The sequence below is a fragment of the uncultured Bacillus sp. genome, from assembly GCF_958411575.1.
Taxonomy (GTDB): Bacteria; Bacillota; Bacilli; order Bacillales; family Bacillaceae; genus Bacillus; species Bacillus spizizenii.
Genome location: NZ_CATYRA010000001.1, coordinates 635,274 through 661,033, shown reverse-complemented (window position 1 = coordinate 661,033; position 25,760 = coordinate 635,274). Strand labels below are relative to the sequence as shown.

The following is a 25,760-nucleotide window of genomic DNA, read 5'->3' as shown; positions in this document are numbered from 1 at the left end:
CACGCCAATGCATAGTCATCCTCCTTTTTGGGTAGAGACAGGTAACCACACAATGAGGCATTCATCCCAGAAGGAGGACGACGACATGACTGTACAAGAAATCAAAGGCAAAAAACTAGTAAAAGGCATTGCGCCAAATGTAGAGCCAGAAGCCCTGTTAAATGATAAACGAAAAGTATTTTTGTTTGGTTCCCCGAGTTACACAAACATTGGTGACCAAGCGATTGCGTATGCGGAAGAGAAATTTATCAAAAACCATTTTCCGTATTATGAATACATTGAGATTATGGATTATGCGACGGATGAGGGCATTGAACTGGTGAAGGAGATCATCCGTGAAGACGATATTGTCTGCTTTACAGGCGGAGGGAATTTAGGAAACCTCTATCTCGATATTGAGGAAGACAGAAGAAAGGTCTTCTCGGCGTTTAAAGACTACAAATCGATTTCTATGCCGCAATCCGTTTATTTTGAAGATACAGAGGACGGAAATAAAGAAAAGAAAAAAACACAGGATGCGTACCATCAAAATCCAAACTTAACGATTGCTGCGCGTGAGACACAGACGCTGGATGTTGTAAAAAAGACCTTCAACTCCAATGTGATCTTTACACCGGACATGGTGCTTTCTTTGGATATTGTGCCGCGAGAGCTCGAGCGGGACGGCGTTCTCTTTATTTTAAGAGCGGATAAGGAGAAAGTGACCGACGAAGATTTTATTTCACAGATGAGGAAATGGGCAGAAAAAACAACTTATACGGAGCGTACGGATACGGTGCTGGATACGGTAGACACGATTGATTACGCCGACCGTGAAAAGCATTTTATGGAGATGCTTGACCGCATCGGTTCAAGTAAATTGGTCATTACCGACCGCCTTCACGCAATGATTTTCTCGATTATCACCAAAACACCTTGCCTCGTCTTTGGAAACAGCTACGGCAAAGCTAAACATTCGTATCGGGATTGGCTCGAAAGCTTAAACTTCATTGAATACACAGATCAAAATGATATGAAGGAACTGGAGCGCATGATTGACCGCCTGCTTCAAGCCGAGCCGAATGACGTTGATGTATCAAAGGATTTTCAGCCGCTGGTTGATTTTTTCAAATCATAAAAGAAAAAGCAGACTGATGACAGTCTGCTTTTTTGTGTTAATGATCGTTTTGCAAACGAACGATTTCATCAATGATCCGCGCTTGCTCTAGCTCAGCGACTTCATTTGAGATGATATCTTCCTTTGATAAGTTCTCGATCGCTTGGTATTGGGCGTATAACGAGTGTTTTTTCAAGATGGTTTGCTGTTTGTTTTTGAGTTCCGGGTAAGTTTCGAATAATTTGTTTGTTTGTTGATGCAGCTGGCTGACCTCTTTTTTATACTGGTCTGTCAGTTCGCTGGAGACAGCTTCGTGAATAAGTAAATTATGTTTGACTTGCTGGACTTCTTTGATGGCGGTTTCTAAGCGATGTCCTTTTGCAAGCAATTCCTCATACTCCTGGTTGCCTTCTTCTTTTTGATTCACACCTAACCGTTCAAGAAGCGGCTTGATGGTGAGCCCCTGAACAACAAGGGAAAACAAAACGACACTGAAGGCGAAAACCAGAATGTCTTCACGTCCCGGGAAGTCTCTAGGCAGGCTCAGCACGAGTGCAATGGACAGAGAACCCTTCAGCCCGCCCCAATTGATGGTATGCTTCCATGTAACCGGAAATTTTTTGATAAAGGCCAAACTGATGTAGACGGCGGCACTTCGGGCGATGAGCACAATCACAATCGCCATAATGGCCAATCCCCATTTATCAGTCAGGTCAATTCTCGTGATCTCGAGCCCAACCATTAAAAAGACAAGGGAGTTCGCGAGCAGGGCGGCGACATCCCAAAAGTTATTGATATTCAGCTTTGTCGTCGGGCTCATGCCGATTTTGGCGCCATAATTGCCGAAAATAAGCGCGGCGACAACGACGGCGATTACTCCGGAGGCACCTGCCATTTCTGCCAAAAGAAATGAACTGTAAAACAGAATGATACTAAAAATAATTTCTAAAGGATAATCATCAAAATACTTGGTGAGCTGGGAAAAGACATAGCCTAGAACGCCTCCTATGATGAGTCCGAGAGAAATGACTTTGACAAACTCCCACAAGCCTAAACCGGCGCCTTGAATGCCGAGATCCAAATAAGTCATCAAGTAAAAAGCGGAAATGTTGAACAGCACAACCGCCAGCCCGTCATTGAACAGGCTTTCCCCTTCAACGACGATTGAAAGCTTTTTCGGTGCGCCAACGCTTTTAAAAATGGACAGCACACTGACAGGATCTGTCGCACTCATCAGCGCGGCAAAGACAAACGCCGCCGGAATGGCCAAATGCATAAGCCACATGGAAGAAAAGCCGACGATCAAAAACGAAATGAGCGTACCGCCGAAGGCCAGTGCCAGAACGGGCCGTTTGTTTTCTCTTAAGTGGGAAAAAGGAAGCTTCAGCGCCGCTTCTCCTAATAAAGCCGGCAAGAACAGCGTAATGATGACGAAGTTAAAGACTTCTCCTTCAGTAATAAAATCTTTCAGGGGTTCGAAGAGCGGAATATGTACAAGTCCAATGATCGTTCCGACAATCACTAGCGCGATGGGATAAGGTTGCCTGCACTTCTTGGCAATTGCGGTGATCCCGGCTGCGATCATGACCAACAAAAAACCTAGTTCGAAGATATGGTGCAAGTCTAAGTGTTCCATTGAGACCTCCTTTTGTTAATCGTGCAACGAAGAATTACCCTCAGTTTGTCAATGATAAACATATCATATGTAAGACAGCGCTTTGTCAGTCTGTTTTTCAGCTTATTTCCTTCTCTTCGTCCATCCCTCAAACCAGCCCGGCAAGAACAGCGTAAAATAGATAAGAAAAGACTGCCCTCCTCCGGGGCAGTCTTTCTTTGTTAAATATGAAACAGCCAGACAACGAGCGGGCCGAAGAATGAGCCAAGCACCGCACAAAGCGTCATTGAGACGGAACTCATGGATACGGCGAGTTCTCCATATTCCAATGCTTTGGAGGTGCCCAGTGCATGGGAGGCGCTGCCTAATGCGATGCCTTGGCCAAGCGAGCTGCGGATGCGAAGCCATTTTAGGACAAGCGGCCCGAGGATGACGCCTGAGAAGCCGGCAATCATGACAAATACGACTGTCATGGAAGGAACACCGCCAAGACCGGCGGCGATCTGAATAGCGACAGGGGTTGTGATCGACTTTGGCAGAATGGATAATAAGAGATCATGATCAATCCCGAATGCTTCTGCGAAGATCAGCCCGCTGATCATTCCCATGCATAATCCGACCAGGACGCCGCCTAGGATGGGAACACAATGTTTTACAATGATATGCCATTGTTTATAAAGCGGATAGGCCAGCGCCACAACAGCCGGCCCAAGCAAAGAATTGATCCATTTCCCCCCGATCATATAGCCTTCATACGAAACATGGAACATCATCAAAACCGCGACAATCAATATTGTCGTTGTCAGAACAGGGATAAGAAATGGAAGCGGGAATCGCTTATAGAGTTTGGCCATCGCTAAGTAAGCGGCAACTGTTAAAAGAATTATAATGATTGCGATGCATGCTTGTTGCATTTCTCTTTCTCCTCACGTTTTTTTGCTTTTTTCTCTAATAACTGGCTGGCGAATCCAGCCGCAATGATCGTAACGATGGTGCTCAGAACGATTGTAATCAGCAGGGTCAGGCCATTGAATGAAATGAGGGACGGGTATTTCATCACTCCTGTCATTGCCGGGATGAACAACAAAGGAAGAAAGGACAATAAAAAACCTGCTCCGTCTTGAATAATGGAGACGGGAACAATACGAAGGCCTAAACAGATCAGCAGCAATACCAATCCGACTATGCTGCCTGATACCGGTAAATGAAACAGATGCTGAATGGCTTCCCCGATCATAAAAAATACATATAATATCAACACTTGCAACATAATTCGAATGACTTTCACATCAAGTGCTGCTCTCTAAATCGAACAGCTTCCTCCTTTCTGGTGACTGGCTTCTAGGATGGTTCTGAGGAATCGCTTTACTTTCTGTTTATATGATTGTACTATACAAGTATAATAATTGATTTAATCATATAAATACTTGTATTCACTCAGTTAATATACATTTGTATTATACAAGTATATATGATGTTGTCAATGTCGGAGATTGGAATAGGGAGCGAGAGCGATTGCAAAAACAAAATCCAGTTGAATTAATTGAATATGAGCTGACGACTTTTATCAGGAGAGCTGTTTATCTGGATCAATCAGAGAAAAGAACAGGGAATTTGGAGAGATCTTCGTACTTATTGCTGAGACAATTGGATGAGTTTGGGCCTGCTCGTGTAAAGGAATTGGCAGAATCGTTTAAGCTCGATATTTCCACTCTTTCTAGACAAGCAGCTGCATTAGAGGCGAAGGAACTCATCTATCGTTTCTCAGACCCTTCCGATGGGAGAGTCAGCCTGTTTACCATTACAAAACTCGGCAAACAAATATTAAAAGCCGATCAGCATAAGCGTCTTGAACGGTATGAACAGATGCTTAAAGAATGGTCAACAAAGGAAAAAGAGATGTTCGGCGAGCTACTGCAGCGTATGAACAAGGCCTTTATCGATTAACATTTAAAAACCCATGTGTTCGATGGAACAGCATGGGTTTTTCTTATGGCCAGAGATTATCTGCATCGTTTGACGGCAGCCAAAGCGACCAGTCCGGCAACAACAGCGCCTGATACAATCGGGCGCTTCGTAGCTTTCGTGTAGTAGCTTCTTGATCGCTTCCATCCTTTATTTGTGCCCCTGTTATGCATGCCATAGCCCTCTTCATAAAGCGCGCTTTCTTCCCGCGGTTTGGACGGTCTTTCGGCATGCTGGCTGTGGTACATGATTTTTTCCATCAGTCTGTCGGTCAGCCGGGGGAAAAGAGCACCCAGCATGGCGATGGCTTTTGCCTGTGAGCCGATGTACATGTCACGCTTCGGGTGTTCGGCGGCAAACAGGATGGCTTCGGAGACCGCTTCCGGAGGGTAGATGATGGAGCGGTAATGAGCCGGCTGTTTGTCTAGGTAGCTGCGCGCGTGTTCGTTGTAAGGTGTGTCAATTCTGCCTGGATGAATGAGCGTAACCGAGACGGGCGCCTGTTCCTTTTCGAGCTCCATTCGGATGCTTTCCGTCCAGCCGTGAAGCGCAAATTTAGCTGAGGCGTATGTGGATTGAATGACCGTTCCTCTGTCGCCGAACAGGCTTCCTACATTAATGAGTGCGCCTGGCACGCCTCTGCTGGTGTAGTGTTTGACGGCCGCTCTTGTTCCGTAAACAGGTCCCCAGAAGTTTGCGTCGAACATACGCTTCATGTCTTCGACGGTGACGTCCATAGCGTGTCCGAAGATCGAGACGGCGGCATTGTTGACCCATGTGTCAAAGCGGCCAAATGTGCTGATTGCGGTTTCTGCGATGCGGTTGACGTCTTCTTCTTTTCCGACATCCGCTTTGACCCATATGGCGTCGTGCCCTTTTTCCTTTAGTTCATCAGCGAGTTCCTTCAACGCATCTTCATTTCGCGCTGCTGCCACGACCTTTGCGCCTTTTTCAGCTGCCATTCGTGCAGTGACAAGCCCGATCCCGCTTGATGCGCCGGTAATGACAATCACTTGATCCTTGAGTTTTTTCAGTTTGATCTTCGTTTTCGTGTTCTGTTGTTCAAGCTTTTCTGTATGCGTGACTGAATAATCGTTTGTCATTGAGATCCCTCCTAGACGCTGTTTTTCTACATTTACCCCATCCGGGAGGGTCTTACCCTTTTTGACAATCACAGGGTTCTTTTTTATATTATATAAGTCGCTCTACCATACCTAGGAGGGAATGTTTTAATGACTAGCAGAGGAGATTCACGTGAAAAAATCCTTCACACGGCGTCACGTCTGTTCCAGCTGCAAGGATATCACGCGACAGGTTTGAACCAGATTGTGAAAGAAAGTGGTGCTCCGAAGGGATCGCTTTATCACTTTTTTCCGAATGGTAAAGAAGAATTAGCAATTGAAGCGGTTACATACACAGGAAAATTGATTGAACATCTGATACAGCAAAGCATGGATGAATCCTCTGATCCAATAGAAGCGATTCAGCAATTTATCAAAAAAACAGCCAGCCAATTTGACAACACAGAGAGTATTAAAGGTATTCCAGTCGGTTTGCTGGCGAGTGAGACAGCGTTAATCAGTGAACCGCTGCGGACGGTTTGCATGAAGGTGTTTAAAAGCTGGGAAGCGGTTTTTGCCAAAAAATTAATGGAAAACGGATTTACAGAAGAAGAAGCAAATCAGCTTGGAATGCTGATCAATGCGATGATTGAGGGAGGCATCATGCTTTCGTTAACGAATAAAGACAAAACGCCTCTTCTTCTCATTGCCGAACAAATTCCAGTGCTGGTGAGAAAAAAAGGGTAGCATTTTGTTATCCTTTCTCCTACAATTATATAGAACGGTCTAATCAGATAGAGTATATTATATAGACTGGTCTAAATTGGAGGAACGATATATGAAAACGTTATGTGAAAATTCATTGCCTAAAGAAAAAATGCCATATTTGCTCCGCAGCGGACAAGGTGAGCGCTATTTGTTCGGCAGACAGGTTGCTACGGTGATGGCGAATGGGAAGAGCACCGGCGATCTGTTTGAGATCGTGCTGCTTTCCGGGGGAAAAGGGGATGCCTTTCCGCTTCACGTCCACAAGGACACACATGAAGGGATTCTCGTTTTGGACGGGAAGCTTGAGCTGACGCTTGACGGAGAACGCTATTTATTAGTATCAGGCGATTATGCGAACATTCCAGCCGGAACACCGCACAGCTACCGGATGCAGAGCCACAGAACAAGACTGGTGTCTTACACGATGAAAGGAAATGTGGCACACATGTATTCCGTTATTGGGAATCCATATGATCACGCTGAACATCCGCCGCATGCAAGCGAAGAGGTGTCAAACGAGCAATTTGCGGAAGCAGCCGCTGTGGCGGACATTACATTTCTGGATGAAGAAAAGGCTGCCGGTGCGGCAAAATTAGCGGAACGTACAGAGCTTCCGGATCGAGCCGTTCCATATGTGCTTGAGTCTGGAGAAGGCGACCGCCTATTGACGGGAGATCAGCTTCACCGCATTGTGGCTGCACAAAAAAATACAGACGGCCAGTTTATCGTCGTAGTATCGGACGGCCCTAAAGGCGACCGAATCGTTGATCACTACCATGAACATCATACAGAAACATTTTATTGCCTTGAAGGGCAAATGACGATGTGGGCGGATGGCCAGGAAATTCAGCTGAACCCTGGAGATTTCCTGCATGTCCCTGCTCATACCGTTCACTCCTACCGTCTGGATTCTCATTATACAAAGATGGTGGGCGTATTGGTTCCAGGCTTATTTGAACCGTTTTTCCGGACGCTAGGTGAGCCGTATGCAGGACACAGCTTCCCAAGTGAGCCTCAGACTCTGCGCTTTGATCGCGTTTTGCAGAATATCGAAGCATTAGATTTAAAGGTGTTGAAACCATAAAGATGACAAGATTGTAAGGTTTCATGCCTGCCTGACACCTAAATCGATGTTTCTGCGCTCCTTTTTTTCATATCCTTAAGGTACAGAAAAAAGGAGCGTGATGGCTATGTCTTCATTACAGCCGACTTTGGCAAATGAGCGGATCGACGTGCTTGATGTACTAAGGGGAATGGCAATTTTCGGCATCTTATTTGTCAATCTGGCACATTTCAGTTATCCGGATATGTATTTGTCTATGCTTGGAAAAGAGAACTTTTTTACAGAAAAGTGGTCTGAAGCAGATTTTGCAGCAGCAGCCATACTGAAATTCTTCATCCAAACAAAATGTATTTTATTGTTTTCCTTTTTATTTGGATTTGGCATGGTTGTCATGATGGAGAGAGCAGCAAGGAGAGGGAAACGGTTTGTTCCGCTATATGCGAGAAGGTTAGCGGCGCTTCTCTTGTTTGGAACGGTTCATGCTTTTTTGATTTGGGACGGGGATATTTTAACGGAATACGCCCTGCTCGGCTTTGTCCTGCTCTTATTTCGAAAAGCAAAGCCGAAAACCCTGCTGATATGGGCGATTTCTTTGTATCTATTGTTTTGCATTCCGTTTATTTTGAGCAGCTTTTATCAATCAAACGGACAGGAATGGGTACAAGCGGTAACTCAGCAGGCAAAACAAGCGCTCCATGTTTACGGAAGCGGCAGCTTGAAGGACATTGCGGAACAGCGGATCCACGATCGTCTTGTTTACATGTCTTCAAATGGCATGCTTACGTATAACCCGCTCAACTTCTTCTTTGCATCCATTCCTTATTTCAGCATGTTTTTGCTGGGAGCTGCGGCGGCGAAGTCACGATATTTGCACGAACCCGGAAAGCATCGCAAAGGATTAAAAAAAGTGTGGATGGCTGGGCTAGTCATCGGCATCAGCGCCCAAGTGCTGTACAGTGTAACGGATAAGGAAGTATTTTTGCTGATTGGCGCGCCTTTACTCATGTTTTTCTATGTCACAACGGTTGTCTATCTTTATCATAAAACAAGAGTGAAAACAGTGCTGCAATCTTTCTCCGCTGTTGGACGGATGGCATTTACCAATTATCTGATGCAGTCTATCGTGTGTACGTGGCTTTTCTATCATTACGGCTTGGGGTTGTACGGGAAAGTGTATCCTGCTGCCGGCGTGCTTATCACGATTGCTGTTTGTGCCGTTCAAATGGTTTTCAGCCATCTTTGGCTCCGGGTATTCCGGATGGGGCCGTTTGAGTGGCTGTGGAGGAGCGCTACGTATTTGGCGTGGCAGCCTATTGTAAAGAAAACAAAAGTCTAGATGCCTATTGGCGTCTAGACTTTTTTCTATTATTTATACACAACACGTGTTTTGCAAATGATGTCATGCAGGCCTTTTTTCTCTCCAAAGGCGATCATGATAAAACCAATATAAAAGATGATTCCAGATAAAATGTATGCAAAGTAACGGCCAATTCCTTGTCCGATAGTGATCCGTTCGCCTTGCTCATTGACCACTTTAAGGCCAAGAATTTTTTTGCCGAGAGTGCCCTGCATTTTAGAAGCAGTGAGCAGACCGTAATATAATACACTGATGATGAGCGTGATCAGCATGGTAGGCAAAAATGCAAGCGTCATGTATGTCACCATATACTCCTCTTGCGTCATGTAAGGGTCTGCTGCCACAGATCCAGCTACAAAAACAGTATTGATAATAAATAGAATAATATAACTAGGAACAGATACAATAATGCCATCAATAAAATAAGCTAAAAAACGAATCCAAAATCCTGCTGGTTTTTCCATGTATTTTTCTCTCTCCTTTGAATTAATCTGGAATAGTATACTTTGAAAAAAAAGCATGTGCAATATGATATGGTGATAAAATCCTGATATGCCTGAAAAATGAGTCTTTTATCCTTTTTTTACTATATAAATATACTAGGAAGAACCATATCGTTTGCGTATGTGTTCTGGAATTTTTAAAAGATAATGAATTTTCCGTTCGGCTTATTTATAATAAAAAGGTTAATATTTCTATTTGAAGGAGGGGTTTGATGTCTAGAAAAAACAGCGTGGCGATCGTAACAATCATTTCTGCGTTCCTTTTTTGTGCCATGATTGCCGCTGCTTCACTTTCGCCGCTGGCCGAAACGGGAGGGGCGGCCAATCAGTTTAACTCAGTCGGCATGTGGTCAGCTATCGGGATGATCCTTGTGTTGTATCTCATTCCTTTTCTCATTTACATGCTTGGAGTTGATGCGATGAGGTATGTAATGGCGGTGCTTTGCGGATTTGGGCTGCTGATTCATTTGTCCTCGGCCGGTTTTATCTTGATGTTTTGTTTATTCAGTGACCATCTGCTTTCTGAAGTGATTTTGGTGATTGGATTTTGTCTCGCTGCGGCTGCTGTGAACATCTTTTGGTTTTTTGCAGCCTTTCGTTCAGCATCAAAAAAACCCGTTACAAGAAGTTTTACATAATTTCCTGGATTTATCATTTTCTGCTCATAAAATGGATGAATATGCTGTGCCTATTGCATTCAGAATCTATCCGGAAAATGGTGGCTTTTGGGAAATGACCGATTGTGAGAAAAGGCTGGCGAGAAGATCTCGGCAGCCTAATTTGGTTGGTCAATTTTATAGACAACCTTTGTACCGCAAATATAAATGCCAGTTTAGAGGGAAAGGCGGCCATAATGTAACCGATATACATGATCCCTGAGGGTGTGTAAGCGAAGAAACAGCCGAAGCTGTGCCAAAATGAAATTATTAGAATAATAGAAGAGTTTGGTAAAAAAAAGAGAACCTGCAAAATGGTGCAGATTCTCTTCATTATGATTATTTAGCGGCTTGAATAAATACACCTTTCTCATGAGAAAACTCTTTAAATCCATATACCCCATGATAGGAGCCGATTCCGCTTGTGTTGACGCCTCCGAATGGCAGGTTGACGTCACTGAAATGGACGACAACATCATTGATGGCGGCGTTGCCTGATGTCGTATGCTGAAGGACGTTGTCAATCAGGTCTTGGTTGTGGCTGAATACATAAAGCGCAAGCGGTTTATCGCGATCATTTACGTAATCAATGACCTCGTCGATGTTTTCATAGTTCATCATCGGCAGGATCGGTGCGAAAATTTCCTCCTGCATAATTTTCATGTCAGGCGTAACGTTTTTCAAAACGGTTGGCGAAATCGTGCGGTCGCTGGCATCAAACACGCCTCCGAATACGACTTCAGCCCCTTTTTCGATAGCGTCGTCGAACAGGTCTTTGACGCGGTTGAAGTTGCGGTCATTGACGATCTGCGTAAATTTGCTGCGGTCTGGATTATGATCATCCTCCATAAATCCTGCGTTGACGATTGTTTGTAACATCCCCGCGAATCTGTCTTGGACGTCTTTTTTAATGAACAGATAATCAGGTGCGATGCAGGTTTGGCCGGCGTTTACAAATTTTCCGACAGCGATCTTTTTCGCTGCGTCCATGAGATCGTATTCACTGTCAATGATCGTTGGGCTCTTGCCGCCAAGCTCAAGTGTGACAGATGCCAAGTGTTTGGCTGCTGCTGTCATGACAATTTTTCCGACATTTGTGCTTCCAGTGAAGAAAATGTGGTCAAACGGCTGATCTAGAAGCTCGGTTGCCACCTCAACCTCTCCTTCAAAAATCGCGACTTCTTTTTCGTCAAAAGCGTCTCGAATCACTTTTGCGGCAATGTTGCTTGTGTTCATCGTGAAATCAGACAGCTTCACAATCGCGCTGTTTCCGGCTGCGAGAGAAGCGGCAAGCGGCGCCATCGTCAGCATAAACGGATAGTTCCACGGACCGAGGATGAGCGTCATCCCTTTAGGCTCGTACATGAGAATTCCGTTTGCATCAGGACTTAAAGATGAACCGACTTCTTTAGGCGCCATCCATTGTTCTAAGTTGTTCATATTATCTCTGATCGCTTTTTTCGTTCCTTCGATTTCCGCTTTTTTGACCTCGTGATATGGTTTACGGACGTCTTTGCGAATCGCTTCAATGATTTCCTCTTCATGGGCAATGACGGAATCTAAAAAGCGCTGAAGCTTCTCTATGCGCTGTTCCGCTGTTGAAGCGCGCAGTGCTTTTTGCTGTTTTTTCTGAAGCTGAAAGACACGTTGAATGTCGTCTTTTACTTGCTGTTCCATTGTAAAATCCCCCTCATTTGCTTTCTTCTTTTCTCGGACCTATTATAAAGTGGTACCTTTTCTATAAGAAAGACAACGGTGAACCATCTATACGTTACCGTACATATATTGAACATCTGTCTAATGATTGGGGGTGTTTTTTGTGCCGGATGCTGAAGCTCAAGTAAAACAGGCACTGCTGGCCTTATTGGAAGAAAGGGATATTCAACATATCACTATGAAAGAAATTGCTGAGAAGGCCGAAGTGAGCCGCGGGACGCTCTATCTTTATTATGAGGATAAGTTTTCAATCTTTGAGGATGTGATCGAAGACATGAAGGAAGGGCTGGGCAAAGCGCTTTTTGACGCCTTCAGTCATATAGATACCCTCCATTTGAACAAAAAACGGCAAACAGTGCATCCGACGCTGTCCTTTGTTCACGAACATCGATCCTTTTTTTATGTAATGATGAACAGAGGACATTTTCATCGTTTTTTTAAAGATGTGTTTCAGCAGGATGTGCTGCTGGCTCCGATCCATGTGAATTTGACGCCGATTGAACGGGACATTTATGGACATTACCGGGCCTTGTACACGTACGCGATTATCCTGTATTGGCTGAATGAGGATGCGGCCGCGACTCCGGAAGCTATCAGCCAAAAGGTCTGGGAGCTTGTTTCTCAAAAGAGGTTTTATTGGCTGTTTGGACAAGCTGTGCCAGAAGAGCGAGAGAAGGAGAAGCAAATCGACAGGCGGGTGGTTCGAACGAGAGAGGCGCTGCAGAAGGCTTTGTTGGACGTATTGGCGGAGAAACAAGACTACGCGGCCATTACGATTTCGGATATTACCCGTAAAAGCAATATCCGCCGCGCAACCTTTTATGATCACTATGCCAGTAAAGAGGAATTGCTGCAAACCATGATTCAGCTATCATGTGCGGAGATCATAGACCACCTGACGATTGCCTCCAGTCCGAATGAGCTTTCCTTAGAGGAAGCGGAGGAGGCGCTTGCCAGTCTGCTTTCTGTTTTAGACCGCATGCCCATTGTCCATTTTCTCAATCGGGAATGGGGTGTTCCTCATGTGGTACCTGATATGTTCAAAGCGCTGGAATCGTTTTATCTGCATCAGCAGACTGAGATTCATGCGGAGAAAAAGCTTTATGCCTACTATGTATCCGCGATGATTATCGGGCTGATTTTGTATCGGCTGGATGAAGGGAAGACGCATGCGCCGGAAGTGCTGGCGAGGGAGTTTTTGCAGTTTTTGGATGTGAAGAAGTATAAGGTTGTATTGCTATAAACGAGAGAAACCAGCCAGCGGTTGAAATGGAAGGCTGGGGAGTAACTTCAGTTTTGAAAAGAAAACCTGAGAGAGGTAACGTTTCCAACGGATATACATTTGCCCGGATACTCAGTCCGGGTTCTGTGTCGTTGTGTCACTTGGTCTTTTGAGTTTCTTTCAAAGTGAAATTTAAAAATAGAAGGGCCAAAAGAAGTAAAGCAATGTTCACCGGCCAAGATTTCCAGCTTGTAGCAGGGTCTAAAATCGTATTGAAGAGCAAGTGAATGATAGAAGAAAATAAAAAGAGTAAAAATAGTAGTTTGTTTTGCGACATAAATTGCGTGCCTTTCTGTCAAATATGATTAGAATTATACTGAAAAATGAACGAATAAATACTATTGTATTTTGCGATAAATATTTTTTAAGCATCTAATAAACACATTAGCCTGCATTCCAATTCTAAGTAAAGTTGATTCATTTTCTCTACTATGCTTTCTGCAATATAAAATGTTTGCCCATTTTGATCATCCATACTACTTTCTCCTTGGCTAATAATCAATCTGGGAATATTATTCGAAATAAAGGTTAATTTTTGAAATATATTTTAAGATATTATACTGTTTTATATTTTGACAAACTATTAAGGGATATACTAAGTATTTATTGAACTTTTGGCGCTTTTAGCTCGTTTATATAAAAAAAGTGCATAGTTAAAATAGATTAGATATAAAGCTAGATTAAAAATACCCAACTCAAAAAAACAAGAAAGAGATATACTAATGAAACCTCCTAAAATGATATAGGTATATAGCAATTTCATTCTACCGACTCCTAATTAATGCTACATTTATTGTAAGATATAATAAACAATATGTAAAATATAGTTTTCGTTTTATTCCTGCCAGACAGCGAAAAAAAGAAAGAGGGAGCTTAACCTAATGATTCAGGTTGAGCTCCCTTTCATTTTGCTATATCTATAGCTGATAGATTTTTAATTCATATTTCATAAGTAACGCATAAAAATTGCGCAGACCATGTTTATTTCGTTTCTTCCTTCCATTTCTCATCAATCAACATCTTCCCAGGCCATGTATACGCCATGATGCCGCCGTCTGCGGTGATGTCTTCTCCTGTGACGTATGAGCTGTCGTCCGATGCGAGGAACAGCGCTACCGTCGCCATTTCCTTCGGCTGGCCGAGGCGGCCGAGCGGCGTGATCCATTTGTTGGCTTCGCGGAATTTTACGCCCATTTCCTGTTCCTTGGTGCCTGATAATTTGTCAATCAGCGGGGTTTCGATCGTTCCCGGAGAAATAGAATTGACGCGGATGCCGTTTCTTGCGTAGTCGATCGCCATCGCTCTTGTCAGATTAGTGATTCCTCCTTTTGCGGCATTGTAGCCGGAACGGTCGAGGTCCGCGGCCCGGCCTGACATGGAGGAGGTGTTGATGATGGAGCCTCCTTTTTCGAGCATGAGCGGAATCAGATATTTGCTGCAAAGGAACGTGCCGCGCAGGTCGACGGCGATAATGCGGTCAAACAGGTCAACCGGATATTCGTGCACTTTTCCGCCTTCATGATCAACCCCGGCGTTATTAAACAGAATATCTATCGTTCCGCAAGCATCCTTGATTTGATCAGCAAATGCTTTCACACTGTTTTCATCTGACACATCGAGGTGAAAGGCGTCCGCCTCTCCTCCGTTTTTTCTGATTGCTTCAACGGTTTCTTTCATTTGGTCTTTATTGATGTCTCCGATCATCACACGTGCGCCTTCATTGGCAAAAACCTCTGCCGTCGCTTGTCCAATGCCTGTCGCGGCGCCTGTGATGACTGCGGTTTTGTTTTCAAGTCTTCCCATGACACGAGTCCTCCTTTTTCTATTTGTCTTCCCGCTATGTGCAGTGATAAACATGTGAGAAAAGAAATGCCAACATATGTTAAGATGGACTAGAAATTGTTGGGAGGTAAGTGTTTTGAAGGTACAGCATAAGAAGGAGCTCAAGTTTTATTGCTTCGTTACAATTCCGTCCGCGTTTGTTGTGCTGACTGTCATCTCTTTTGTATTGCAAGAGATTACGTTTCCGGTGACTGCAAGCGCCTTTCTGAATGCTTCATGGCATAATCTATTGTTTCTGATCCCGTTCGGGTTGTTTTTCTACCCGGTGCATATATGGAGGAAGCGGGAGTTTGGCCGCTGGAATGATGCATAAAAAAAGAGGGGATGATGAAACCTCTCTTTTTATGAGAATGACTGAGAAAAAATAGTGAAAGTGGACCTAATTAATGATAAATTTACATATATATGCATCTATCAATCTAATTGACAATTGTCACCGCATGTGATAAATAGATGCTGAAAAGAGTTTACATAGCGTAACAATATATCAAAAAGGAGCGATCTAGAGTGGCTAAAAAAGAGTTTAAAGCAGAATCCAAACGCTTGCTGGATATGATGATTAACTCGATTTATACCCAAAAAGAAATTTTCCTGCGTGAGTTAATCTCCAATTCGAGTGACGCGATTGACAAGATCTATTACAAAGCGCTGACGGACGATACGCTTACGTTTGATAAAGACAGTTACTTCATAAAGGTCGCAGCTGACAAAAGCGCTAGAACATTAACGATCTCTGATACGGGGATCGGGATGACAAAGGATGAACTTGAGCAGCATCTCGGCACAATTGCAAAAAGCGGTTCTCTTGCGTTTAAAAAGGAAAACGAGCTGAAAGACGGCCATGACATCATCGGGCAATTCGGTGTCGGTTTTTACGCGGCGTTTATGGTTGCCGATGTCGTGACTGTCATCAGTAAGGCGCTCGGCAGCGAAGAGGCGTATAAATGGGAGTCTGCGGGTGCAGACGGCTATACGATTGAGCCGTGTGAAAAGGATTCTGTCGGTACAGACATTATCCTGAAAATCAAAGAGAACACTGAAGACGACAGCTATGACGAGTTCTTAGAGGAATATCGTTTAAAAGCGATCATTAAAAAGTACTCCGACTTCATTCGCTACCCGATCAAAATGGATACAACCATTAATAAGCCGAAGGAAGGCAGCGAAAATGAATTTGAAGAGGTACAGGAAGAGCAGACAGTCAACAGCATGGTGCCGATCTGGAGAAAAAACAAAAGTGAGCTGACAGATGAGGACTATGAAAAGTTCTATGCTGAAAAGCATTACGGGTTTGATAAACCGCTCACACACGTGCATATCAGTGTGGATGGCGCCGTTCGCTACAACGCGATTCTATTTATTCCTGAAAACATGCCGTTTGACTATTATTCCAAGGAATATGAGAAAGGCTTGGAGCTGTATTCTAATGGCGTTCTGATCATGAACAAATGCGCGGATCTGCTTCCGGACCACTTCAGCTTTGTGAAGGGCATGGTCGATTCTGAGGATCTGTCACTGAACATTTCCAGAGAAATGCTCCAGCATGACCGCCAGCTGAAGCTGATTGCGAAAAATATCAGCAAAAAAATCAAAAGCGAGCTGCAAAGCCTGCTGAAAAAAGACCGAGAGAAATACGAGACGTTCTACAAGTCGTTCGGCAGACAGCTGAAATTCGGCGTGTACAATGATTTTGGCGCGAATAAGGATCAATTGAAGGACCTCTTATTATTCTACTCTTCCAAAGAGAAAAAATTGGTCAGCTTGGACGAGTACGTATCCAGAATGCCTGAGGAGCAGAAATACATTTATTACGCAACCGGTGATTCATACGATCGCATTGAGAAACTGCCGCAAACGGAAATGGTAGCGGACAAAGGCTATGAAATTCTTTACTTTACAGAGGACATCGATGAATTTGCGATTAAAATGCTGGCATCTTATCAGGAAAAAGAGTTTAAATCCGTATCAAGCGGAGACCTTGGCATAGACACGGATGAGGATCAAAAACAGTCCGAGGAAGAGGAAAGCAAGTACAAGGATCTGTTTGAGGAAATGAAAAACATTCTGTCAGATAAAGTGAAAAACGTCAGAATCTCAAAACGACTCAAATCACATCCGGTCTGCCTTGCCGCTGACGGCGAAGTGACAATCGAGATGGAAAAAATCTTAAACGCGATGCCGGACAGCCAAAATGTAAAGGCGGATAAAGTGCTTGAAATCAACCCGAATCATGAGGTATTCCAAACACTGCAGGACGCATTTGAACAGGATAAAGAGAAGCTGAACCTGTACACAAATCTTCTGTACAATCAGGCGCTTCTCATCGAAGGCTTGCCAATTCAAGACCCTGTTGAATTTACCAACAATATTTGCAAGGTTATGGTGTAATAGAAAAAAGGAATCGTCCCTTGAGACGATTCCTTTTTTTTATAATGTACGCTCATTCAGCACTTGGTTTTGGCTGCTTTTCTTCTTTTTAAACCGTTTTTTCAGGCTTGCTTCAATTTCCTCCAAGCTTTTCCCTTTGGTTTCCGGAACCATGTAGAGGGCGAAGAAAAATGAAAGCAGGCAGATGACTGAAAAAATTGTAAAGACCCATGCGATGCCCATGGCGCTGAGCATCAGCGGGAAGACGAGCGACACGATCAGGTTGGTTGCTGATAATACCAAAGTAGTAAAGCCTGTTGCGGCTCCGCGTACTTTGGATGGGAAGAGCTCAGGCATCAGAACCCATACAACCGGACCCCATGTTGCCTGGTAAAATACGATATAGACACCGAGAAAAACGACGGTCAGCCATGCTGTTGATGTAGAGAGACCCAGTGTCAGGAGCACAGCTGCTAGTGAGGCCAAGCTCAGTGTAATGCCGACGCTTCCCCAAATCAGTAGTTTTTTGCGGCCGATGCGGTCGATCAAAATCATAGCTGTAATACACATCATTACGTTGAGTACACCGATACCCATTGTGCCGAGTACTGATGCCGATGTGCCGAGACCTGCCTTCGTAAAAATAGTCGGCGCGTAGTAGATGACCGTGTTAATGCCGACAGCCTGCTGGAAAACGGCAAGGCCGATGCCAATCAGAAGCATGGGACGAATCCATTTTGCTTTTAGTAAACCGAGTGTAGTTTCTTTTTTTCCTGCTTCCGCTTCTTTCATATCCGCAAGTTCTTGTTCAATATTTTCTTGGCCATGAGTGATTTTCATGATGTTTTTCGCTTCATCTTCACGCCCGCGCTTCACGAGCCATCTTGGTGATTCAGGCATAAATGCGATCCCGATTAATAAAAGCACCGCAGGCACCGCAGCCAGTCCCACCATCCAGCGCCACGCTTCAAACGGCGTGAACAGATAGTTTACGATATAGGCTAATAAAATACCGGTAACAACCATTAAGTTGTTCATTGTACCGAGTGTCCCGCGGATTTTCGTCGGTGCCATTTCTGACAGGTACACGGGCACAAGCGCCGTTGAACCGCCGACGGCCAACCCGAGTATCACCCGAGATGCAATCAGCATGCCGACTGTTTGAGAAAACGCGCAAGCGAGCGCGCCGACAATGAAAATGATGGAAAGGACAAATACAACTTTTCTCCTGCCCCAGCGATCGGAACATGTGCCGCTTAAGGCAGAACCGAAAATCGCGCCAAGGAGCAGCATGCTGACAACCAATCCTTCTGTCAATGTCGTTAAAGGAATATCATTGTTGATAAAAAGCAGTGCTCCAGAGATGACGCCCGTATCATAACCGTAAAGCAGCCCCCCTAAAGCGCCGAAAAAGTAGATCATATATTTCCTTGTGTTTGTCTTCACTAATGTTCCCCCTCAGTTGTTAGGCCAATGAGTATCTCTTATGTTTAACAAAGTTAATAGAGTAGTACCCTTTTCCTATCTGATTTGAAACATTTGTTTTGAAAAAAGAAAACATGAAAGCCAAAACAAAGGGGATATGAAATAACCCCGAGAAAACATCAAAAAAACCTTACTCACCCGGAGTAAGGTTTTGATTACGACACGTTTATTCTTCTCCCTCGTTAACGAACACCAAGGCGGAGAATCCTTTTTTCTTATCAAATTGCAATTCAACAACTGTAACGTCTGGATTGAAGTTGTGGTATTCCTCTAAGAATTGAATAATGCCTTCTGAAATGTCATCTGACACAAGCTGCTTGTGGTGCAGTCCATATTTGGCTTCGGCGAAGAATCCTGTCCGCTTGTTGTAAGACAGCTCTTTTACTTCAACGTCCTCAGGGTAAATCTCTTCTTCATTAGAAATATACACACAAATCCCGTCTATAATTTCTTGCTCATTTAATACTAATTTCATTACCTAAAAGCTCCTTCTGTACGTCTTCGGTGTTTTGAATGCGCGAATCAGCGCGATGACAATAAGTAAAATAATGATCAGCGCAATGACATCAACGATCCAGGCAATGGGCGAAGCGCCATAAGAAACATAACCTGGGCCCCCGACTGGATGATAGGTGTAGCCCCAAGGATGCATCATGCTGATCATGAACATGCCCGTTGTAAATCCGCTATAATATCCAAACCATCCCGACGGTGAGAATCCTGCATTGTAGTAATGATTGACCGAAACATAACGTCCGCCAACATAAGCTTTAGACGTTTTTCCGCTGTATGTCTTTCCGCTTACTTTTGAGGTGGCACCGGAAAATGTGCCTGACGATTTTTTAGCGCTTGATGAGCTAGACTTTTCCGAGGATTTCTTTTTTAGCGAAATCGATGATGATGAATCGTCAGACGTCTTGGACTTTTTGCTTGAAGAGCTTGATCCTGAACTGTAGCTTGATCTTGGGCTGGATTTATAGCTTCCGCTGTATGATGAGCTTGAACTTCGGCTGCTGTAACTAGATGATGAGCGGCCGCTAAAACTTTTTGCATGAGAAATGGTAGATGGCAGCAGTACACCTAAAGCAACGGTTACTGCAACAAAAGCTTTTACATATGTAAGTTTCATTCTGTTTCCTCCGTAGACCCCGAAACGGCCCGTTATTCTGAGCAGCAAATAAAAGTAGCTGACTCAGATTTGTTTATTCATATGAGTCTCTTTTATTGTTAGATGATTCTAACGTTTCATATCTTGTTTTGCTTTTTCAATCACTTTCTTTCTGAAATAACCTACCTTTATTTTATCGAATTTATGGCTCTTTTTGTAAGTTTTTGCTCCAAAATCAGTTATTCACTGAAGCTACTATGATGCTCTCTCATCATGCAATCATAGGATGATAGATTCATTTTGCACAAATAAAAACAGCCTTCTCATTGGAGAAGGCTGTTTTCTACTTCTTATGAGAACAGCTTATCAATAAACGAAATATCCTCTTGAGAAAGCGTCACGTCAGCTGTTTTGATGTTATCAATCAACTGATCGGCACGTTTTGCTCCAGGAATTAAAATATCAATTTCCGGTCTTGCCAAATACCAAGCCAATACGATATGAGGGATGTCCACGTTGTGCTTTTCAGCAATCGGCGCAAGCTTGTTGACCTTTCTGATATTTTCTTTGAAACGCTCGCCCTTGAAGTGTTCCTGTTCGTTTCGCAGGTCGCCTTCAGGGAACGTTGTATCTTCTGTATACTTGCCTGCCAATAATCCTGATACGAGCGGGAAGTAAGGGATAAATGAAATATTATGCTCCTTCGTATACGGGAAGAATGTCTTTTCCGCTTCACGGTTTAACAGGTTGTATTCGCCTTGCAATACATCTACCAACCCGTCTCTGTTTGCTTCTTTCAATTGCTCTAAAGAGAAGTTTGATACACCGATAGAGCGGATTTTACCGGCTTGCTTCATCTCATTCAGCGCGTTGACAGCTTCATCCTTCGGCGTATGTTCGTCCGGGAAGTGAATGTAGAACAAATCGATATAATCCGTATTCAAACGTTTTAGGCTTTCATCAACTGATTTCTTAAGGAATTCTGGTGAATTATCAAAGACAAAGTCAGTTCCTTGTTTTCTGTGCGCGGCTTTCGTCGCGATGACAACATCTTCACGGTTGAATTCGCGCAGCACCTCGCCAATTAATTCTTCGGAACGGCCGATTCCATAAATGTAAGCGGTATCTAACATCGTCACGCCATTACGGATCGCCTCGCGAACCAATTCTTTTCCGGTTTCTTCATTCAGATTCGGGAAGAGGTTATGTCCTCCGACAGCATTTGTTCCTAATCCGATAGGGAATACCTGCAAGTCTGATTTTCCGAGCGTAGCTTTTTTCATGATCTGCCTCCTAGCATAAAATGGATGAAAGACTCTCAACACTATTGTAACCGTTAGGCCAGATGAATACCGATTTGGTGCTCATTGCAATACTGCGTGTACTCGTCATCTAATGGCTGGGATGTCACAATGCAATGCAGCCTGTCAAATGGCGCATACGTCAGTAGCGTTGATTTTCCGAATTTAGAATGGTCAGCCAATAAATACACTTCTTTTGCTTTTTCCGAAATCCTTTTTTTAATTTCGTACTCCAGCAGATCCGAATTGGTCAATCCGTGTGTCAGCGTCGTTCCGGTAGCAGACATAAAGGCTTTGTTGATATTGTACTTATCGAGCATAGCCGGATCGTCCATGCCGACAAAAGAGCGTGTTTTTCTCTTATAGTTGTTTCCGATAATGATTAAGTTGATATTCTTCAAAGCTGAAGCCGCATTGATAATGTCTAAACTGTTGGTTAAAATGGTGACATCTTTGGACGGATCAAGCGTATCGAGAATAGACTTTGTTGTTGTTCCTGAATCAATGAAAATCAGATCGTGATCTTCAATAAAACGGGAAGCATAGTGAGCAATTTTTGTTTTTTCATCTTGGTGCTGAATGGTGCGATTCTCAAAAGGAACTAATGCGGTCTTCTCAATAGATGTTACGCCGCCGTATACTTTTTCAATCGCACCCTTTTCTGTTAGCTTGTTGATATCACGTCTGACTGTGTTTTTAGAGACATTAAACACCTGGCACAGCTCATCTAAGGAAACAGTGCCATGCGATAAAATGTACTCCTCCATTTCTTGAATCCGCATCAGTTTCATATAAATAAACTCCTTCTTGAATCTTTACGTAACATAAATATACAATAAAACTCAAGAGTTGATCAATAGTTGCTTAAAAAATGATAACATCGGTGTATATCTTTTGCAAGATTCGATGGATTTCTCGTTACTCTCTTAATGAGTTAAAAGATTAGTATAATAAAAATAATGAAAAAATTTAGTGTTTATGATTGACTTATGGGTATTATGCGATTAGAATATAACCAAGAAATGACCAAAAAGTAACCTGTTGTGCATGAAATGGTTGCTTGTATCTAAAATTGCATCGCCTTTTATTTTTTTGGTTTTTTTGAAAGCGTTTAATTCTTGGCTTACTGAAACAGTGGATATTGATATGAATTTATCCTGAACCATCCATACAAGTGTATGTGTTTACTAATGAAGGAGGCAATAAGAATGACAGAAATCAGAAAATTAAAAAACTACATTAACGGTGAATGGGTTGAAAGCAAAACAGATAAATACGAAGACGTTGTGAATCCGGCAACGAAAGAAGTGCTGTGCCAAGTGCCGATTTCAACAAAAGAGGATATCGATTACGCAGCGCAAACAGCGGCTGAGGCGTTTAAAACATGGTCAAAAGTGGCGGTTCCGCGCCGTGCCAGAATCCTATTTAACTTCCAGCAGCTGCTGTCTCAGCATAGAGAAGAACTTGCTCATCTGATTACCATTGAAAATGGAAAAAACACAAAAGAAGCCCTTGGAGAAGTGGGACGCGGAATTGAAAACGTAGAATTCGCTGCTGGAGCACCTTCCCTGATGATGGGTGACTCACTTGCTTCCATCGCAACAGATGTTGAAGCGGCCAACTACCGCTATCCAATCGGAGTTGTCGGCGGAATCGCGCCATTCAACTTCCCGATGATGGTTCCTTGCTGGATGTTCCCGATGGCAATCGCGCTCGGCAACACGTTTATTTTAAAACCATCTGAGCGGACACCGCTGTTAACAGAGAAATTGGTTGAGCTTTTTGAAAAAGCGGGCCTTCCGAAAGGGGTATTCAACGTCGTATACGGTGCGCATGACGTTGTGAACGGCATCCTTGAGCATCCTGAAATTAAAGCAATTTCATTTGTAGGCTCCAAACCGGTCGGCGAATACGTCTACAAAAAAGGAAGTGAAAACTTAAAACGCGTTCAATCTCTGACTGGCGCGAAAAATCATACGATTGTCCTGAATGATGCGAATCTCGAAGACACAATCACAAACATTATCGGAGCAGCCTTCGGTTCTGCCGGTGAACGCTGCATGGCTTGTGCGGTTGTAACGGTAGAAGAAGGAATCGCTGATGAGTTTATGGCAAAGCTGCAGGAAAAAGTGGCTGACATTAAAATCGGTAACGGCCTTGATGACGGCGTGTTCTTAGGACCGGTTATTCGCGAAGACAACAAGAAGCGCACGCTCAGCTATATCGAAAAAGGGCTGGAAGAAGGCGCGAGACTCGTATGTGACGGACGTGAAAATGTATCTGACGACGGCTACTTTGTCGGCCCGACGATCTTTGATAATGTCACGACAGAGATGACGATCTGGAAAGATGAAATTTTTGCTCCGGTCTTATCTGTCATCCGCGTAAAAAATCTGAAAGAAGCAATTGAGATAGCCAATAAGTCTGAGTTTGCGAATGGTGCTTGCCTGTTCACATCCAACTCGAACGCAATCCGCTACTTCCGTGAAAACATTGATGCGGGTATGCTCGGCATCAACTTGGGTGTTCCGGCTCCGATGGCGTTCTTCCCATTCTCAGGCTGGAAATCTTCATTCTTCGGAACGCTGCATGCGAACGGAAAAGACAGCGTCGACTTCTATACGCGTAAAAAAGTGGTTACAGCAAGATATCCGGCACCTGATTTCAACTAAACGACGAACAGCCGAACGGCGTCTATGTGCGCTGTTCGGACTCATTCTACCAATAGAAAGAGGAGGGCTTCACTATGAGTGATTTGTTGCGTAAGCCGCAGTCGAATGAAGGATCTAATGGGGTCAAACTGGTGCACGAAGTAACAAAATCCAACTCCGATCTCACCTATGTAGAGTTTAAAGTGTTAGATCTCGCTTCCGGTTCCAGCTATGCAGAAGAATTGAAAAAACAAGAAATCTGTATTGTGGCGGTCACGGGAAACATTACAGTGACTGATCACGAGTTAACTTTTGAGAATATCGGCACGCGTGAAAGCGTATTCGAACGAAAACCGACAGACAGCGTCTATATTTCAAATGATCGTGCATTTGAGATCACAGCGGTCAGCGACGCAAGAGTGGCACTTTGCTATTCTCCATCGGAAAAACAGCTTCCGACAAAGCTGATCAAAGCGGAAGACAACGGAATTGAGCATCGCGGGAAGTTTTCAAACAAACGTACTGTTCACAACATTCTTCCGGATTCAGACCCTTCAGCTAACAGCTTATTAGTAGTTGAAGTCTATACAGACAGCGGCAACTGGTCCAGCTATCCGCCTCATAAACACGATCAAGACAACTTGCCGGAGGAATCTTTCTTAGAAGAAACGTACTACCATGAATTAGACCCGGGACAGGGCTTTGTGTTTCAGCGTGTATATACAGATGACCGCTCCATTGACGAGACAATGACTGTAGAAAATGAAAACGTTGTCATTGTTCCTGCTGGATACCACCCGGTAGGCGTGCCAGACGGATACACATCCTACTATTTAAATGTCATGGCAGGGCCCACGCGGAAATGGAAGTTTCATAATGACCCGGCACATGAGTGGATTTTAGAACGTTAACAAGTGAGGAGTGGCTGTTTACGATGAAGTATACATTCAATGAAGAGAAGGCATTTGATATTGTTGCTATCGGCCGGGCATGTATTGATCTGAACGCAGTCGAATACAACCGCCCAATGGAAGAAACGATGACATTTTCAAAATATGTTGGCGGTTCACCTGCGAATATCGCGATCGGCAGCGCGAAGCTTGGCTTAAAAGCGGGCTTCATCGGCAAAATCCCAGATGACCAGCATGGAAGATTTATAGAGTCCTATATGAGAAAAACTGGCGTTGATACAACGCAGATGATTGTTGATCAAAATGGACATAAAGCAGGTCTTGCATTTACAGAAATCCTCAGCCCTGAAGAATGCAGCATCCTAATGTATCGCGATGATGTGGCGGATCTTTATCTTGAGCCTTCAGAGGTAAGCGAGGACTATATCGCAAATGCGAAAATGCTGCTTGTTTCCGGGACAGCACTTGCTAAAAGCCCATCAAGGGAAGCGGTGTTAAAAGCTGTTCAATACGCGAAAAAGCATCAGGTCAAAGTGGTGTTCGAACTGGATTACCGCCCGTACACGTGGCAGTCAGCAGATGAAACAGCCGTTTACTATTCTTTGGTCGCCAAGCAGTCTGATATCGTCATCGGCACACGTGATGAATTTGATGTGATGGAAAACCGCACAGGCGGAAGCAATGAAGAATCCGTCAATCATTTATTTGACCATTCAGCCGACCTCGTTGTCATCAAACACGGCGTCGAAGGCTCTTATGCATACAGCAAATCTGGCGAGGTATTCCGCGCCCAAGCGTACAAGACAAAAGTGCTGAAAACCTTTGGAGCCGGTGACTCCTATGCGTCAGCCTTTATCTATGGCCTTGTCAGCGGAAAAGACATCGAAACGGCATTGAAATACGGCAGCGCGTCAGCCTCCATTGTGGTGAGCAAGCACAGTTCGTCTGAAGCGATGCCGACTGCGGATGAAATCGTACAGCTTATTGACGCACAGTCATAATTGAAAAAGATC

The 25,760-nt window shown here is 43.9% G+C and carries 24 protein-coding genes; 12 read left to right on the top strand and 12 right to left on the bottom strand.

Annotation, left to right across the window (positions count from 1 at the left end; genetic code table 11):
• Window positions 1-85: 85 nt before the first annotated feature.
• Complete coding sequence (locus Q5C82_RS03290; protein WP_003219086.1) at window positions 86-1,117, top strand: polysaccharide pyruvyl transferase family protein; 1,032 nt, start codon at window positions 86-88, stop codon at window positions 1,115-1,117.
• Between the two features lie 37 nt (window positions 1,118-1,154).
• On the opposite strand, the gene Q5C82_RS03285 is transcribed toward Q5C82_RS03290, so the two are convergent.
• The 3 genes from Q5C82_RS03285 to Q5C82_RS03275 form a co-directional block, all read right to left on the bottom strand.
• Window positions 1,155-2,732, bottom strand: coding sequence for a Na+/H+ antiporter (locus tag Q5C82_RS03285; protein WP_003219084.1), 1,578 nt, complete (start codon window positions 2,730-2,732; stop codon window positions 1,155-1,157).
• 200 nt (window positions 2,733-2,932) lie between these two features.
• The gene (locus tag Q5C82_RS03280) at window positions 2,933-3,625 is read right to left on the bottom strand and encodes an LrgB family protein (protein ID WP_003219083.1); all 693 of its coding nucleotides are present in this window, start codon (window positions 3,623-3,625) and stop codon (window positions 2,933-2,935) included.
• Window positions 3,595-3,999 carry a CidA/LrgA family holin-like protein gene (locus tag Q5C82_RS03275; RefSeq protein ID WP_003219081.1) on the bottom strand — a complete coding sequence of 135 codons (405 nt, stop codon included), beginning with the start codon at window positions 3,997-3,999 and terminating at the stop codon, window positions 3,595-3,597. Before Q5C82_RS03275 ends, Q5C82_RS03280 begins: the two co-directional genes overlap by 31 nt.
• A gap of 227 nt (window positions 4,000-4,226) precedes the next feature.
• Here Q5C82_RS03275 and Q5C82_RS03270 point away from each other — a divergent pair, with 227 nt between their 5' ends.
• On the top strand, window positions 4,227-4,658 hold the full coding sequence (locus tag Q5C82_RS03270) for a MarR family winged helix-turn-helix transcriptional regulator (protein WP_003219079.1): 432 nt from the start codon (window positions 4,227-4,229) through the stop codon (window positions 4,656-4,658).
• 56 nt (window positions 4,659-4,714) lie between these two features.
• Here the strand turns inward: Q5C82_RS03270 and Q5C82_RS03265 are convergent, their stop codons facing one another.
• Window positions 4,715-5,779 (bottom strand): SDR family oxidoreductase, encoded by a 1,065-nt coding sequence (locus tag Q5C82_RS03265; protein WP_003219076.1) that lies wholly within the window; start codon window positions 5,777-5,779, stop codon window positions 4,715-4,717.
• A 129-nt stretch (window positions 5,780-5,908) separates the two neighbouring features.
• Here Q5C82_RS03265 and yxaF point away from each other — a divergent pair, with 129 nt between their 5' ends.
• The 3 genes from yxaF to Q5C82_RS03250 all read left to right on the top strand — a co-directional run bounded on the left by yxaF (window position 5,909) and on the right by Q5C82_RS03250 (window position 8,904).
• Window positions 5,909-6,484 (top strand): transcriptional regulator YxaF, encoded by a 576-nt coding sequence (gene yxaF, locus Q5C82_RS03260; protein ID WP_003219073.1) that lies wholly within the window; start codon window positions 5,909-5,911, stop codon window positions 6,482-6,484.
• Window positions 6,485-6,575: 91 nt separating this feature from the next.
• Window positions 6,576-7,589 (top strand): quercetin 2,3-dioxygenase, encoded by a 1,014-nt coding sequence (locus tag Q5C82_RS03255; protein ID WP_003219070.1) that lies wholly within the window; start codon window positions 6,576-6,578, stop codon window positions 7,587-7,589.
• A 106-nt stretch (window positions 7,590-7,695) separates the two neighbouring features.
• A complete protein-coding gene (locus tag Q5C82_RS03250) occupies window positions 7,696-8,904 on the top strand; it encodes a DUF418 domain-containing protein (protein WP_003219068.1) in 1,209 nt (402 codons plus the stop codon).
• 29 nt (window positions 8,905-8,933) lie between these two features.
• Here Q5C82_RS03250 and Q5C82_RS03245 read toward each other — a convergent pair whose 3' ends face one another.
• Window positions 8,934-9,389, bottom strand: coding sequence for an RDD family protein (locus tag Q5C82_RS03245; protein ID WP_003219066.1), 456 nt, complete (start codon window positions 9,387-9,389; stop codon window positions 8,934-8,936).
• 251 nt (window positions 9,390-9,640) lie between these two features.
• Between Q5C82_RS03245 and Q5C82_RS03240 the strand changes: the two genes are divergently transcribed.
• The gene (locus Q5C82_RS03240; protein WP_003219064.1) at window positions 9,641-10,066 is read left to right on the top strand and encodes a DUF5391 family protein; all 426 of its coding nucleotides are present in this window, start codon (window positions 9,641-9,643) and stop codon (window positions 10,064-10,066) included.
• A gap of 357 nt (window positions 10,067-10,423) precedes the next feature.
• Here the strand turns inward: Q5C82_RS03240 and Q5C82_RS03235 are convergent, their stop codons facing one another.
• A complete protein-coding gene (locus Q5C82_RS03235; protein WP_003219062.1) occupies window positions 10,424-11,761 on the bottom strand; it encodes an aldehyde dehydrogenase family protein in 1,338 nt (445 codons plus the stop codon).
• Window positions 11,762-11,903: 142 nt separating this feature from the next.
• On the opposite strand from Q5C82_RS03235, the gene Q5C82_RS03230 reads away from it, so the two are divergent.
• Window positions 11,904-13,043, top strand: coding sequence for a TetR/AcrR family transcriptional regulator (locus tag Q5C82_RS03230; RefSeq protein ID WP_003219060.1), 1,140 nt, complete (start codon window positions 11,904-11,906; stop codon window positions 13,041-13,043).
• Window positions 13,044-14,063: 1,020 nt separating this feature from the next.
• Here Q5C82_RS03230 and Q5C82_RS03225 read toward each other — a convergent pair.
• Window positions 14,064-14,885 carry an SDR family oxidoreductase gene (locus Q5C82_RS03225; RefSeq protein WP_003219054.1) on the bottom strand — a complete coding sequence of 274 codons (822 nt, stop codon included), beginning with the start codon at window positions 14,883-14,885 and terminating at the stop codon, window positions 14,064-14,066.
• 115 nt (window positions 14,886-15,000) lie between these two features.
• On the opposite strand from Q5C82_RS03225, the gene Q5C82_RS03220 reads away from it, so the two are divergent.
• Complete coding sequence (locus Q5C82_RS03220; protein WP_003219051.1) at window positions 15,001-15,237, top strand: hypothetical protein; 237 nt, start codon at window positions 15,001-15,003, stop codon at window positions 15,235-15,237.
• 194 nt (window positions 15,238-15,431) lie between these two features.
• Entirely contained in the window at window positions 15,432-17,312 is a 1,881-nt protein-coding gene (gene htpG, locus Q5C82_RS03215; protein WP_003219048.1) for a molecular chaperone HtpG, read from the top strand.
• Window positions 17,313-17,351: 39 nt separating this feature from the next.
• Here htpG and Q5C82_RS03210 read toward each other — a convergent pair whose 3' ends face one another.
• The 5 genes from Q5C82_RS03210 to iolR all read right to left on the bottom strand — a co-directional run bounded on the left by Q5C82_RS03210 (window position 17,352) and on the right by iolR (window position 21,976).
• Complete coding sequence (locus Q5C82_RS03210) at window positions 17,352-18,737, bottom strand: sugar porter family MFS transporter (RefSeq protein ID WP_003219045.1); 1,386 nt, start codon at window positions 18,735-18,737, stop codon at window positions 17,352-17,354.
• Between the two features lie 205 nt (window positions 18,738-18,942).
• Window positions 18,943-19,251 carry a DUF2653 family protein gene (locus tag Q5C82_RS03205; protein ID WP_003219043.1) on the bottom strand — a complete coding sequence of 103 codons (309 nt, stop codon included), beginning with the start codon at window positions 19,249-19,251 and terminating at the stop codon, window positions 18,943-18,945.
• A 3-nt stretch (window positions 19,252-19,254) separates the two neighbouring features.
• On the bottom strand, window positions 19,255-19,905 hold the full coding sequence (locus tag Q5C82_RS03200; RefSeq protein WP_032727266.1) for a hypothetical protein: 651 nt from the start codon (window positions 19,903-19,905) through the stop codon (window positions 19,255-19,257).
• A gap of 329 nt (window positions 19,906-20,234) precedes the next feature.
• Entirely contained in the window at window positions 20,235-21,167 is a 933-nt protein-coding gene (locus Q5C82_RS03195; RefSeq protein ID WP_003219039.1) for an aldo/keto reductase, read from the bottom strand.
• Window positions 21,168-21,220: 53 nt separating this feature from the next.
• Window positions 21,221-21,976: a myo-inositol utilization transcriptional regulator IolR gene (gene iolR, locus Q5C82_RS03190; RefSeq protein ID WP_003219037.1), complete on the bottom strand. Its 756-nt coding sequence runs from the start codon at window positions 21,974-21,976 to the stop codon at window positions 21,221-21,223.
• A gap of 417 nt (window positions 21,977-22,393) precedes the next feature.
• Between iolR and iolA the strand changes: the two genes are divergently transcribed.
• From iolA to iolC, 3 genes are all read left to right on the top strand, one after another.
• A complete protein-coding gene (gene iolA, locus Q5C82_RS03185; protein WP_003219036.1) occupies window positions 22,394-23,857 on the top strand; it encodes a methylmalonate-semialdehyde dehydrogenase in 1,464 nt (487 codons plus the stop codon).
• Window positions 23,858-23,931: 74 nt separating this feature from the next.
• Window positions 23,932-24,747: a 5-deoxy-glucuronate isomerase gene (gene iolB / locus Q5C82_RS03180; RefSeq protein ID WP_003219034.1), complete on the top strand. Its 816-nt coding sequence runs from the start codon at window positions 23,932-23,934 to the stop codon at window positions 24,745-24,747.
• A 23-nt stretch (window positions 24,748-24,770) separates the two neighbouring features.
• Window positions 24,771-25,748 carry a 5-dehydro-2-deoxygluconokinase gene (gene iolC, locus Q5C82_RS03175; protein WP_003219031.1) on the top strand — a complete coding sequence of 326 codons (978 nt, stop codon included), beginning with the start codon at window positions 24,771-24,773 and terminating at the stop codon, window positions 25,746-25,748.
• Window positions 25,749-25,760: the final 12 nt, after the last annotated feature.